The sequence below is a fragment of the Stenotrophomonas sp. 10N36 genome (assembly GCF_056395005.1).
On record NZ_JBFTIS010000002.1, the window covers coordinates 31,042 to 44,195 of the forward strand.

Annotated in this window: 11 protein-coding genes and 1 pseudogene; all 12 read right to left on the reverse strand. The window is 69.2% G+C overall.

The features are described 5' to 3' along the window. Positions 1-20: 20 nt before the first annotated feature. Positions 21-2,237 (reverse strand): type II secretion system secretin GspD, encoded by a 2,217-nt coding sequence (gene gspD / locus AC1DCJ_RS03785; protein WP_314404135.1) that lies wholly within the window; start codon positions 2,235-2,237, stop codon positions 21-23. 9 nt (positions 2,238-2,246) lie between these two features. After that, positions 2,247-3,032, reverse strand: coding sequence for a hypothetical protein (locus AC1DCJ_RS03790; RefSeq protein WP_478070154.1), 786 nt, complete (start codon positions 3,030-3,032; stop codon positions 2,247-2,249). Positions 3,033-3,243: 211 nt separating this feature from the next. Beyond that, positions 3,244-3,870 (reverse strand): annotated as a pseudogene (gene gspM, locus AC1DCJ_RS03795) (type II secretion system protein GspM); the annotation flags it as partial. After that, positions 3,845-5,011, reverse strand: a complete 1,167-nt coding sequence (locus tag AC1DCJ_RS03800; protein WP_478070155.1) for a PilN domain-containing protein — start codon at positions 5,009-5,011, stop codon at positions 3,845-3,847. The pseudogene gspM and the gene AC1DCJ_RS03800, both read right to left, overlap by 26 nt. Then, positions 5,008-5,871, reverse strand: a complete 864-nt coding sequence (locus tag AC1DCJ_RS03805) for a type II secretion system minor pseudopilin (RefSeq protein WP_320491272.1) — start codon at positions 5,869-5,871, stop codon at positions 5,008-5,010. The genes AC1DCJ_RS03800 and AC1DCJ_RS03805 overlap by 4 nt, the downstream gene beginning before the upstream one ends. After that, complete coding sequence (locus AC1DCJ_RS03810; protein WP_478070156.1) at positions 5,868-6,500, reverse strand: type II secretion system protein J; 633 nt, start codon at positions 6,498-6,500, stop codon at positions 5,868-5,870. Before AC1DCJ_RS03810 ends, AC1DCJ_RS03805 begins: the two co-directional genes overlap by 4 nt. Further along, positions 6,497-6,913, reverse strand: coding sequence for a type II secretion system protein XpsI (gene xpsI, locus AC1DCJ_RS03815; protein WP_137191087.1), 417 nt, complete (start codon positions 6,911-6,913; stop codon positions 6,497-6,499). Before xpsI ends, AC1DCJ_RS03810 begins: the two co-directional genes overlap by 4 nt. Beyond that, positions 6,910-7,386 carry a type II secretion system protein XpsH gene (gene xpsH, locus AC1DCJ_RS03820; protein WP_137191088.1) on the reverse strand — a complete coding sequence of 159 codons (477 nt, stop codon included), beginning with the start codon at positions 7,384-7,386 and terminating at the stop codon, positions 6,910-6,912. Before xpsH ends, xpsI begins: the two co-directional genes overlap by 4 nt. Positions 7,387-7,422: 36 nt before the next feature. Then, positions 7,423-7,851, reverse strand: coding sequence for a type II secretion system major pseudopilin GspG (gspG, locus tag AC1DCJ_RS03825; protein WP_478070157.1), 429 nt, complete (start codon positions 7,849-7,851; stop codon positions 7,423-7,425). 46 nt (positions 7,852-7,897) lie between these two features. Beyond that, the gene (gene xpsF, locus AC1DCJ_RS03830) at positions 7,898-9,118 is read right to left on the reverse strand and encodes a type II secretion system protein XpsF (protein ID WP_313425319.1); all 1,221 of its coding nucleotides are present in this window, start codon (positions 9,116-9,118) and stop codon (positions 7,898-7,900) included. Between the two features lie 37 nt (positions 9,119-9,155). Beyond that, positions 9,156-10,883: a type II secretion system ATPase GspE gene (gspE, locus tag AC1DCJ_RS03835; RefSeq protein ID WP_478070158.1), complete on the reverse strand. Its 1,728-nt coding sequence runs from the start codon at positions 10,881-10,883 to the stop codon at positions 9,156-9,158. Between the two features lie 285 nt (positions 10,884-11,168). Next, a complete protein-coding gene (locus AC1DCJ_RS03840) occupies positions 11,169-13,022 on the reverse strand; it encodes a S8 family peptidase (RefSeq protein ID WP_038692525.1) in 1,854 nt (617 codons plus the stop codon). Between the last annotated feature and the right edge of the window lie 132 nt (positions 13,023-13,154).

Consider the following 13,154-nt stretch of genomic DNA (forward strand, 5'->3'; position numbering starts at 1 on the left):
ACGCGTGGCCGCAGCGTAGCTCAGTTCTTCGGCTTCGGGTGGTTCGGGAACGGCTCCATGGCGCGGAAGCGGTTGCTGTACTCGTCGGTGAGGGTGCGCGATTCCTGCGCGTTGCGGACGATGGTGGGCGTGAGCAGCACGATCACTTCCGAACGACCGGTGTTCTGGGTCTTCCTGCCGAACAGGGCGCCCAGCACCGGAATCTTGCTCAGCCCCGGAACGCCGTTGGAGCCGTCTTCGTCGGAGTTGGTGATCAACCCCGCCAGCATGATGGTGTCCCCGCTCTGCACGGCCGCTTCGGTGGAAATCTTGCGCGTGTTGATGGGCGGGTTGCAGGTGGTCTTGGTCGGGTCGCAGCCGGCCGGAATGGCACCGGCCGAGCTGACTTCCTGCACGATGTCCAGGAACACCACGCCATCGCGGGTGATGCGCGGGCGGACCTTGAGGATCACGCCGGTGTCCAGGTACTGCACCTGGCTGTAGGTGTTGTCGCCGCCGGTGCCGGTGTTGACCGACACCGAGTTGATCGGGATCTGGGTGCCCACGTTGAGCGTGGCTTCGGCGTTGTTGCGCACGAACAGCGACGGGGTCTGCAGCAGGCGCAGGTTGCTGACCTTGTCCAGCGCCGTCACCACCGCCGCCGCGTTCTTGCCGAGGAAGGTCCAGCCCACCCCACCATCGCCGACCGCGCCGGAAATGCTGCCCCAGATCGAACGCCCCAGCGCGCTGGGCAGGTCGATGCCGCTTTCGGTCTTGCCGGTGGCCACGGCCTGCTCGAAGAACCAGTTGACGCCGTAGCTGAGGTCGCCGGTCAGCGACACTTCGGCCACCTGCGCTTCGATGTGCACCTGCATCGGCATCACGTCGAGCTTTTCAATGACCTCGCGGATCGACCGCCAGGCTTGCGGGGTGGAGCGCACCAGCAGCGTATTGGTTTCTTCCACCGCCGAGATGCCCACGGTGTCGCCCTGCACTTCCAGGCTGAAACTGGCGTTGCCGTTCTGCCGCTGCGGCAGGCTCAGGGTGCCCTCGCCCAGCCCGCCGCGGCCACTGCCGCTGCCGGACCCGGTGTTGAGCGTGGTGGAGTTGTTAGCGTTGTCGCGCCCGCCCAGGTCCATCTGGGTTGCGCCCGGCGCCAGTGAACCACTGCTGCCGCGCCCACCGCGGCTGTTTTCGTTGGCGAAGGCTTCGGCCAGGCGCTCGGCCAGGTCCTTGGCCTTGACGTAACGCAGCTCGTAGGAGAACAACCGTGCGCTGCCACCGGCGGTGTCGATGCGCTCCAGCCACTGCTGGATCTGGTCGAGATACCGCGCCTGCGGGGTGATCACCAGCACGGCATTGGCGTTCTCCAGCGGCAGGAAACGGAACATGCCGGCGCTGGGCGTCTTGCTTTCCTCACCGAACACTTTCTCCAGGTCGGCGGCGACCTGTTCGGCCTTGCCGGTCTGGATCGGGAACACGCCCACCGACATGCCCGACAACCAGTCGACGTCGAAGATCTCCACCGTGCGCAGGTAGTTTTCCAGTTCGCTGCGGGTGCCGCCCAGGGTAATGACGTTGCGGCCACTGTCGACGTTGACGATGGCGTTGGGGCGCGCGTACGGCTCCAGCACCTTCTTCATTTCGGTGGCCGAGATGTACTGCAGCGGGATCACCCGCACCTCGAAGCCGCGCGCGTTGGCCGCCGGGGCGGTGCTCGGTGCGACGGTGCCGGCCAGGGCCTGGTCGGCGGCAACGATGTTGTAGCGGCCACCGCTGTAGACCATGCGGGCGTTGTTCCAGCCCAGCACCATCTCCAGCAGGTTCAACGCCTGTGCCGACGACACCGGCTTGGGCGTGGCCAGGGTGACGGTGCCCTGCACCCCGGGGGCGATGACGTAGTTCTGGCCGAGCATGTCGCCCAGGATCGCCTTGACCACCGCGTGCACCGATTCCCCTTCGAAGTTGAAGGTGGCCGTGCCGTTGCCGGCCTGCCCCAGCGACGGTGCCGCCGCGGCTGCCGCGCTGCGGTTGATCATGGTGCCGGTGCCGCGGCGGATCACCGGCTGCGGTGCGCCGGTGGCTTCCAGCGGTTCGGCATTCACGCCGTCGCGGGAACCATCCCCGGCGACCACCTGGTGGCTGTCGAGCACGGCGTTGCGGCGCACTTCCGGTGCAGGCACCGTGGCGCAGCCGACCAGCACGCTGGCAAGCAGGGACAGGGAGAAGAGACGCGGTGAGAAAAGGCGCAGTGTCATGCTGTCACTCTAAGGGTTCTGGCCGGAGCCGCCCGCGGGCGGTCGCTGCGATTGTTGTTGTTGCTGCAGTTGCTGGCGGCGCGCCTGGATGCGCGCACGGATGGCCTGCATCTGTGCATCACTGGGGCCTTGGGCCGGAGTAGTGGGGGCGGCGGGTGCCGACGGTGCCGGTGCCGCGGGGGCGGCCACCTGCACCGGCCGCACGGGCTGGCCAGGCGGTGGCGGCGGCGGCGGCAACGGCATCACGCCGGCGCCGGCCGGCGGCACCGCGCCATTGACCGGATTGCCCAGCACGGTCGGCGGCTCGCCGCCCTGCCCGTTGAACACGGTCAGTTCCAGCACCTGGGTGCCGCCGGGGCCACTGACCGTGGCGCTGCGCGGTTCCAGTGCCAGCAGCTGCCAGCCGTTGACCGGGTCGCCGTTGAGGCGCAGGCGCAACGACTGCTTCTGGTCGGTGGTGAGGATGGCCATGCTGAATTCGGACGTGAGCAGCACACCGGTCAGGCTGACTGCACTGGACGCGCCCGGTTCGCTGCCGCCGAGCAGGTACGGACGCGGCCGGCGGTCTTCGGCGAACAACGGGCGCGCGCCGATCTGGGCGTAGGCCTCGGCTGAGGCGATGCGCTCCGGCGCGGCCGCCGACAGCACCGGCAGCGGCGACGCGGTACGGTCGCCCTCGGCGGCCACCGGGAGATGGCTGCCCAGCCCGAACAGGCTGGCGATCCAGATCGCGGCGGCCCATGCCACTACGGTGGCCAGCCACCAACTGCGCAGGGAGGTGAGCTCAATCTTCATGGTCGGCCTCTGCAGCAGCGGCGGCGTCGGCAGCCGCATCGGCAGCGTTGGTCGCGGTTGCGGCCGCATCGTCGGCGGCCTGCGCTGCATACGCGGCTGCGTTGGCGTTGGCGTCTGTCCGGGCGTCGGCGGCGGCCTGGGCGTTGGCGGCGGACGGGGCATCGGCCGGCACGGGGCCGGCCGGGGTCAGGCCGCTGCCATCGGCCGGCATCGCGGCACCGGTCGGCGCCGGCGCGACCGGATCCGCGGCGCCCCCGGGCTGAAGGTAGCCCACCAGTTCGAAGGACACGTCCAGCCCGGTGCCGGTTTCATTCGGCGATTGCTGGAAGCGCTGTGCGAGCAGGTTGAGGTTGTTGACGAACAGGCGCGGGCTGCCGGTTTCCAGGGTGTACAGCACGGCGGCCATTTCCGGAATGCCGCAGCGCAACCGCACCTGCAGCGCCACCTTGGGGAACACGGCATCGGCGCTGGTGTCCTGCAGTGGCGAGCGGTTGCTGATGGTGCAGCTGCGGTTGCCGGGGCTGGCCGATGCCACGGCGTCCTGCAGGCGCGAGGACAACGCTGCGGCCGCCGACTCGGCGGTGGCCTCACGCAGGAAACCGGGCCGGCCCGCCAGGGCCGCCTGTGCCTGCTGCAGACCCCGCGCGACGGCGCCGCGCTGCTGCAGCTGGGCCTGCACGCGCTGATCGCGCTCCTGCAGGTCGCTGATGTCGGTATTGATGGCCAGCAGCGGCCGGGTGAACCACGGGTGCACCAGCACCAGGTAGGCCAGTGCGATCACCGCCAGCAGCAACGCCAGCGCCAGCCAGCGGTCACGGCGTGTGGTCGGCATTGCCATCGGCACCCTCCGCGGCAGGTGCAGCGGCGGGCGCTGCGGGGGTGGCACCGGGCAACGGCTGCAGTTCGGCGGTCAGGGTGAAGCGGTCGCGGCCGGCCGCGCCACCATCGGCCTGCAGCACGCCGGTCAGGTTGACCTTGCGCCACAGCGGCGAGTCCTGCAGCAGCGGCACCAGTTGCGACGCCTCGCGGCTCAGCCCGATCAACTGCAGGGAATCGCCTTCCACCGACAGCTTTTCCAGGTAGGTGCCATCGGGCAGCAGCTGGGTCAGTTCATTCCACAGCTCCACCGTGCTGGCATGGGCCATGCGTTTCTGTTCGAGGAAGGCCGCGCCTTCCACCAGCGTCTGCAGGTGCTGGCGCTCGGCGGCCACCTGGCGCGCATCGCGTGCGGCCGCGTTGACCTGCTCGGCCAGCGCATCGGCCGCTGCCTGGCGGTTGTCCAGGATCTGCTGGCCGGACAGGGCCAGCAGCACCAGCGCCGCCAGCCCCATCAGCAGGTTCCAGCGGCGCATCGGATCGCGCTGCGCCTGCCGCTGGTCCAGCGGCAGCAGGTTCACGCCCAGCGGCTGGCCCTCGGCATCGGCAATATCCACGCCGGCCAGGCCCTGCGCCCACGGCCCCACCTGCTGCGCCCACTGTTCCAGCGCCTGGCGTGGCATCACCACCAGTTCCACCTGCAGCTGGCCGTCATCCAGCGCGCCCAATTCGCGCACGTCGAAGCTGACCTGCGCCGGTTCAAACGGCGTCTGGCGGTCGATTTCGAACCCCACCACGTCGCGCAGGCGGCTGGCGGCCGCTGCCGGCAGGCGCAGCGGGCGGCGCAGTGCGGCCGCGGCCGGCAGCAGCCAATGCCGCGGCAGTGTGCGCAGGCGCGCATCCAGGCGCTGCTCCAGCGCGGCCGGGGTCTGTGGCCAGGGCAGTTCCAGCACCCGCTCGGTATGCAGGCCGCCATCGCGCAGCACGTGCAGTTGATCGCCCTGCTGCTGCAACAACAGCCGCGAGCGAGACCAGCCCAGCGCCCACTGCCAGCGCTCGGGCAGCCATGCCAGCAACGAACGCCGCCACCAGCGCAGGCCATTGACCACGCCCGGCGCCATCTGCCCCTGTGCCCGCACCAGAGTGTCCCGCCATGCCGTCATCGTGCTGCCATTCCCTGTTCCCACCGAAGGACTGTGTAAGGGGTTCCCGGCGTGCCGGCGGTCCCCGTCCGCACCACGCCCCGCAGAACCGATACCTTGCCGCGTTCATCCGTTGCGCGGCTCTCGATACTATAGGTGCCGCTGCCACTGGCAAGCGCTGCACCGCCCACTTTCGCATCTTCACCGGCCTGGGCCCGCTCGCGTTCGGCAAGCAGCCGCGGAGCATCCAGCCCAAGTGCGGTCAACACCGGACCGGCCGCGAAACGCGGATCCGGACGCGACTGCCGACTGTACAGGGTCAGCATCGGCTCCAGCTGTTCATACAGCGCCGCATCCATGCCGAGCACGCGCTGCAGTTCGCCGAGTGTCTCGAAGCGGTTGTTGCGCGGGCCATACGGCAGGCCGGCGGCGACATACTCAGGCAATTCGGCGCCGCCGCCGGGCTGCTTGAGACTGTCGGCATCGCGCCAGTCAACGATCGCGCCGGCCAGCGGGCCCGCACGTTCGGGCGCCACGTCCATCGCCGCGAGGAACGCGCGCAGCAACGTGGCGTCGGCCAGGTTCAGGTTGATCTTGCCGTTCTCATCGACGATCCGCAGGTCGATCCGGCGCTGGTCGAATTCCCAGCGATAGCGGCGGCCGTCGGCCACCCACGGTGGTCGGGTTGCACTGGGCTGCAGCCGGTACAACGCGTACTCCAGCCCGGCACGTGCGTGCTCCTGGCCGATGGCATCGTCGTTGATGACGCGCTGCTGCATGTGTTCGATACGGGCACTCAGCGCGAACGCGCCTACCACCGCGGTAAGCAGCGCGATCAGCCACAGCACCAGCACCAGCGCGGCGCCGCGCGCGCGCCTCATGGGCGCGCTCCGCGCGACTGCTGTGCCAAGGCCACCACCATGGGCGGCCATGCCGGACCCTGGCGTGGGGTGACGCTGATGGACACCAGGCTGGGCAGGCGGCGGGTGTCGTCCCAGCGGTCCTGCCACTCACCCAGCTGACCGTTGCGCGGGTCGATGCCGCGGTACCGGAACGTCACCGCGCGCAGCGCATCGGCCAGTGCCTCGGGCGGGCGCGGCGGGGTCTCCTCGATGCGCTCGCCGTTCTGCACCAGGGTCAGCGCCAGATCCAGGCGCTGCGCGTCGCCGCTGCCGCGCACCTGCAGTTCGTGTACATACGGGCCGCCGCGGCCGAGGTAGCCGGGCAGATCGGACACGAACAGCATGTGCTGCGGCTCGCCCAGGAAGTACACCGGTTCGCGGGTCGGGTCCGGTGGCGTGGTGGCGGTCAGCATGGCCATCGACAGGCGCCGCCGCAGGAAACCTTCCACCGCCCGCATGCGCTCATTGTGCGCGGCCATCTGTTCGCCGCGCTGGCTGATGGCCAGCGCCGAACGCACGGTGGCAAACGCCAGGGCCAGCCCCCCGACCAGCAACGCGGTGGCCAGCAGCACTTCGATCAGGGTGAAGCCGCGATGTGCACGGCTCATCGCGGCGTCCCCGTATCGGCGGGCAGCAGGCGCAGGCTGCGCCATTGCATGCGATCGGCGTCGGTGTCGCCCCAGGAGACCTGCAGGGTCAGCTGTGCCAGGCGCGGGCCGGCGACGGTGTCGGCCACCGGCAACGCGTCGGTGCGCGGCTCCTGGTACGGCGCCACCTGCAGTTGCCAGCGGTAACGCCCGTCTTCCCATTCCCCGCTGCGCTCGCCGTCCTGCAACGGCTCGACCACGCCGGTGACGGCCAGCAGCGATTGCGCATGCAGCACCGCACGGCTGCGCAGGTCGGCCTGCTTGATCTGCCGCGAGGCCCCGGACAGGCTGCCCAGCAACAACGTCAACGCCAGTGCCAGCACCGCGAAGGCCACGATCACCTCAAGCAGCGAGTAGCCGCGCTGGTGTTTCATGGGCCCTCCCGCCGTGGGCCCGAGCGTACGTCGCCGGTGATCCAGCCCACGTCGATGTGCCAGACCGCGTCGCGCACCTGCAGGTCGATGCTGCCGCCGCTGGAGGCGCCATCGGGGTAGAACGCGATGGCGCCCTGGCCGGCAGCCGTGGCCACTTCGCGCGCGCCGCGGAAGCGCACCTCCAGGCTGGGCGGCACCGTGCCGTGGCGACCGTTGGCGGCCTGCCAGGTGCGTGCCTGCGGGTCGATCAGGAAGCGCTGCCGCTCACCGGTGGCGATGGCCTGGGTGCGGGTGTAACGCAGCTGGCTGGCCAGTTCCTTGCCGGCATTGCGCAACCGCATGCCGTCGATGCCGCCGTTCATCGCCGTGGCGGTGACCGCCCCGATGATCGCGATCAGCGCCACCACCAGCAGCATTTCCAGCAACGACAGCCCGGCCACCCGGCGCGGGGAACGCGGCGGGCGGCGGGGCATGGGCAGGCGTGGCAGGGCGATGACCAGCAAGCTGGCTTACTCGTACTTGATGTCGGCGTCGTAGCTGCTGCCACCCACCTTGCCATCCTTGCCCAGGCTGAACAGGTCGAACGGCTGGCCTTCGCCGGGGGCGCGGTATTCCAGCGGGTGGCCCCACGGGTCATTGAGTTCGGCCGGCTTGGCATACGGGCCCAGCCAGCCACTGGTGCCGCCGGGCTGGGTGACCAGGTCATCAAGCTTGGCCGGCAGCTTGCCGGTATCCAGCTGGTAGTTTTCCACCTTGCCGGCCACGGTCTGGACCTGCGATTTGGCGATGTTGGCCTTGCCGCGGTCGGCACCGCCCAGCACGCGGCTGCCCACCAGCGTGAGCACCGCGCCGATCAGCACGATCACGATGATGATTTCCAACAGGCTCATGCCGGCCTGGCGGCGCGGCGAGGTGAAGCGGATCAGGCGGCGTTGCATGCGGCAGGCTCCTTGCAGGGTTCAGGGGAATGCGAAAGCGCCATCGTCAGCCGATGGCATTGGTCAGGTCATACAGCGGCACCAGCACGGCGACGATCACCAGCCCGACCACCGATGCCAGCACCAGGGTGATCACCGGCACCATCGCCGACAAAAGGCGGTCGATGGCACGCGCGCTTTCCTGCTCGAAGGTGTCGGCGGTCTTGAGCAGCATGGTGTCCAGCGCGCCGGATTCCTCGCCCACCTGGATCATCTGCAGGGCAAGGCGGGGGAAGCGCTTGCCGCGCGCCAGCGACACCGACAAGCCGTTGCCGTTCTTGACGTCGTCGCTGGCCGCATCGACATCGGCGGCCAGCGCGCGGTTGCCCAGCACGTTGCGCGCGATGCCCAGCCCGGCCAGCAACGGCACGCCGTTGCGCAGCAGGGTGCCCAGGGTGCGCGCCAGCCGCGCGGTTTCCAGCTTGGCCAGCAGCGGGCCGATGCCTTTGCGCTGCAGCAGCCAGCCGTCCATCGCCAGGCGGAACGCCGGCTGGCGCAGCTTGCGTTCGATCACCAGCAAGGCCAGCGCCGGCACCACGATCATCGCCAGCCAGCCATCGCGCACCACCAGGCCGGCGGCCAGCACCCACTGGGTGAACCACGGCAGGGCCACGTCCAGGCTTTCGTACATCAGCGCGAACTGCGGCACCACGTAGCCCAGCAGGAACAGCAGCGCGCCGCCGACCACCGCCAGCAGGATCGCCGGGTAGATCAACGCGTTGATCACCCTGCCCTTGAGTTCGGCGCTGCGCTCGAGGTACTCCGACAGGCGTTGCAGGGTGTCGTGCAGGCTGCCACCGGCTTCACCGGCACGCACCATGTTGATGTACAGCCGCGAGAACAGCCCGTGCTGGCGTTCCAGCGCGGTGGACAATGGCGCGCCGCCGCGCACCACGTCGCGGATGTCGGTGATGGCGCGACGGCTGCGCTCGTCTTCGGGCAGGTCCAGCAGGATGGTCAGCGCGCGGTCGAGCGGCTGCCCGGCCCCCAGCAGGGTGGCCAGCTGCTGGGTGAACTGCACCAGCGCGGCGCCGTCGAAGGGTTTGCGGCGCAGCAGTGCGGCCCACGAGGTAGGCGTGGCCACGCCTTCGCTGGCCAGGCGCGCTTCCATCGGCAGGTGGCCCTGGTCCTGCAGGCGGCTGACTACGTCGGCCTCGCTGGCGGCCTCCATCTGCCCGTCGAACAGTTCGCCGTGCGCGTTGAGCGCCTTGTAGCGGTACAGCGCCATGCTCAGCGGCCCGCCGGCCAGGGGCGATGCATGCGCATCAGGATTCCTCGGTCACGCGCAGGATTTCCTCCAGCGTGGTGTGACCCTGCAATGCCTTGGCCAGACCGTCCTCGTACATCGTGCGCATGCCGGCCGCGCGTGCGATCTGCTCGATCTCGCCCATGCCGGCGCGACGCATCACCGCGCGGCGCAGCTCGTCGTTCATCACCAGGAATTCCATGATGGTGGTCCGGCCCAGGTAGCCGGTGGGCGCGATCGCCGAAGGCTGCGCGCGGTACAGGAAAATATCGCCCTGCGGCTGCAGGCGACGCAGGCCGAACTTCTCGATTTCCTCCGGCGAGGCCAGGTAGCGCTGCGCGTGTTCGGGCTCCAGCCGGCGCACCAGGCGCTGGGCCAGGATGCCGTTGATGGTGGAGGTAAGCAGGTAATCCTCCACGCCCATGTCGAGCAGGCGGGTGATGCCGCCTGCCGCGTTGTTGGTGTGCAGCGTGGACAGCACCAGGTGGCCGGTAAGCGCGGACTGGATGGCGATGCGCGCCGTTTCCAGGTCGCGCATTTCGCCGATCATGATGATGTCCGGATCCTGGCGCACGATGCTGCGCAGCGCGTGGGCGAAGTCGAGCCCGATCTGCGGCTTGGCCTGGATCTGGTTGATGCCTTCGATCTGATACTCCACCGGGTCTTCCACGGTGATGATCTTGACGTCGGCGGTATTGAGCTGGCTGAGCGCGGTGTACAGCGTGGTGGTCTTGCCCGAGCCGGTCGGGCCGGTGACCAGCAGGATGCCGTGCGGCTGCTCGAGCACCTTGCGGAACTGGGGCAGGAACGCATCGGTGAAGCCGAGCCGGTGGAAATCGAAGATGACGGTATCGCGATCGAGCAGGCGCATCACCACGCTCTCGCCGTGCGCGGTGGGCACGGTGCTCACGCGCAGGTCCAGTTCCTTGCCCTGCACGCGCAGCATGATGCGACCGTCCTGCGGCAGGCGGCGTTCGGCGATGTTGAGCCGGGCCATGATCTTGACGCGGCTGATCACCGCGGCGGTGAGGTTGGCCGGCGGGCTTTCGCCCTCGATCAACACGCCGTCGACGCGGTAACGCACCTTGAGGCGGTTCTCAAACGGCTCGATGTGGATGTCCGAGGCGCGCAGTTCGAAGGCGCGCTGGATCACCAGGTTGACCAGGCGGATCACCGGGGCCTCGGAGGCGAGGTCACGCAGGTGTTCGATGTCGTCGACCGCGCTGCCTTCGCCATCGGCGGTTTCGACGATCGCCCCCATCGCACTGCGGCCCTGGCCGTACCAGCGCTCGATCAGGTCATCGATTTCCGAGCGCAGCCCGACATGCAGCCGCACCGGCACACCCATCGCCAGGCGCACGGCGTCGGCGGCATAGGGGTCCTGCGGATCGCTGAGCCACAGGTCCAGCACGCCGTCGTGCAGGGCCAGCGGACAGACATGGAACTGCTTGAGGAAGCGCAACGACAGCGGCAGTGCATCGAGCAGCGATTCGGGCGCCACTTCGGGCACGGCACGCGCGTCGAGCAGGGCCAGCCCCAGCACCTCGGCGCTGGCCTGGGCGTGGTCGCGTTCGGACACCAGGCCCAGCCGCACCAGCAACTGCAGCAGGCTGCCGCCGGATTCGCGGTGCAGCGGACGTGCCCGCGCCAGGTCGCCTTCCTTCAGGCGCCCGTTGCGCAGCAACGCTTCGACGATGCGGGTTTCCGCAGTGGTTTCTGCAGTGGGATCGTGGGCAACCGCGTTCACGAAGCTCTCCTGGCGACTGCATGACTTTAGCAGTTCAGCGCGTCGCTTTACGTGCCGGTGCGATGTGAATTGGACGCAGCCCGTGCGACTGCGGCTTGGCTGGGCCAATCGTGGCAGACGTGGCCTGCGGCCACGGCCGGTAGAGCCACCCCATGGGTGGCTGCCGCGTTGATCGCGCACCGCGCGTAGCCACCCGTGGGGTGGCTCTACCCGGCGGGTGTAGGCAAGGACCCAAAAAAATGGGGAGCCGATCACAAGATCGGCTCCCCAAGAACCACACACCCGTTACTGGTTGGCGATGACGCTGACGCCGCTGAACGCGGACTCGCCGACCAGCTTGATGTAGTACGTGCCCGCCACCGGCGCGGTGAAGCGCACGGTTTCACTGTTGCCCGGGCGGGTCGACTTGGCGTCGAACACCGTCGCGGTCGGCTCCTTGCCCTGGCTGACGTACACCGACACGTTGCCGCTGCCGCCGTAGGTGAGCAGGCTCAGCACCTTGCCGGCCTGTGCGTCGAAGCTGTACAGCACTTCGCTGCCACCGGCACCGCTCAGGCCGCCCACGGCCACCTTGTTGGTCAGCGGGATCGCGGTGGGACCGCAGTTCTCGGTGCACTCTTCCTCAAGCGCCTTGGCCAGCGCGGCCTTGGCGTCGACGATGCCGGTGCCGATCGGGGTGGCCGCCGGGATGGTCACCGGGAACTTGCGCGCGGTTTCCTTGAGCAGGGTTTCCAGCTGGGCCGGGGTGAACGCGTCGCGGTTGTTGGCGATGCGTGCGCTCTGCACCAGGGCTGCCACCGCCGCCACGTGCGGCGAGGACATCGAGGTGCCGCCCTTGCCGCCGTAATCGGAGGTCCCCAGTTCCGGCGAGGTGGTGCTGCTGGAAATGGCCTGCCAGATGTAGCCGCCCGGGTTGCCGTCGACGCTGCCACCGCCACCCGGGGCCGACAGATCCACCGCCGCGCCGTAGTTGGAGTAGTAGGTGATGCCGCCGGTGATGCGCGTGGCGCCCACCGCAACGACGTTGTTGCAGTTGGCCGGACGTGCATTGGAGACGTTGCCGCCCGCGTTGCCTGCCGCCACCACCACCAGCGTGCCACGCGACACCGCACCGTTGATCGCGGCCTGGTAGACCGGGTCGCAGGCGCCGCTGCCGCCCAGGCTCATGTTGATGATTTCAGCCGGGTTGGCGTTGGCCGGAATGCCCGCCACGGTGCCGCCCGAGGCCCAGGTGATGGCATCGGCGATGTCGGCCAGGCTGCCGCCGCACTTGCCGAGCACGCGCACCGGCAACACCTTCGCCTTGTACGCGACGCCGGCCATGCCGACGCCGTTGTTGGTGGCTTCGGCGACCGTGCCGGCCACGTGGGTGCCGTGCCAGGAGCTGTCTTCGGCCAGCGAGCCGGTGTAGCACTCGTTGTCGTTCTCCACCCAGTCACCGTAATCCAGCGCACCCGGGACGCGGGCGTCGGTCGGGCGGCGCGAGGTTTCGGCATCGCTGATGAAGTCGTAGCCTTCCAGCAGGTTGCCGCTGAAGTCTTCATGGTTGGGCAGGATGCCGGTATCGATCACCGCCACCACCACGCCCTCGCCCTGCGACACGTCCCACGCCGACGGCGCGTTGATGCCGCCGGTGGCGTTGCCGAAGTGCCACTGGTACTGCGCGTAGTACGGATCGTTGGGCACCAGCTGCTTGGTTTCGGTCGGCTTGGCGCGCAGGTCGGCGCGCTGCATGCGCGCATTGACCACGGCGTATTCCACGGTCGGGTCGGCCTTCAGTTCGGCCAGCACCTTCTGCAGTTCGGCATCGCCCAGGCGGCTCTGCAGGCGGATCAGGTCGGCACCCACGCCGAGCTTGCGCACCACCTGCGGGTTGAGCGCACCGGCGCGCGCCGTGCCACCGTTGAGGGTGGCGCGCGACAGCGCCGAGTTGACCACCGCCAGCTTGGCCGAGCGGTCCGAGGCCGCGGCGCTGCCGGCACGGTACTTGACGATGATGCCGTTGCTGCTCTGCTGCGCGGCAGTGGCCGGGCGCTTGGGTTCCTCGGTACGCGGGCTGGCGGCGAACGCCGAGCCGGCCGAGATCGACAGCAGCGCGGCTGCCAGCACGTTGATGCGAAGGTTCTGCTTACTGGTCACGTTGAAATCCTCTTCAAGGTCATGATCAAACGACTGTTCAGGCCAACATTCCATGCGAGTTCCCTGGCCGGCCCTGGCCAGGGTTCCCGTGACCCGCCCCCTCAGGCCTTGCATTGCTTGCAGCGTGGCCCC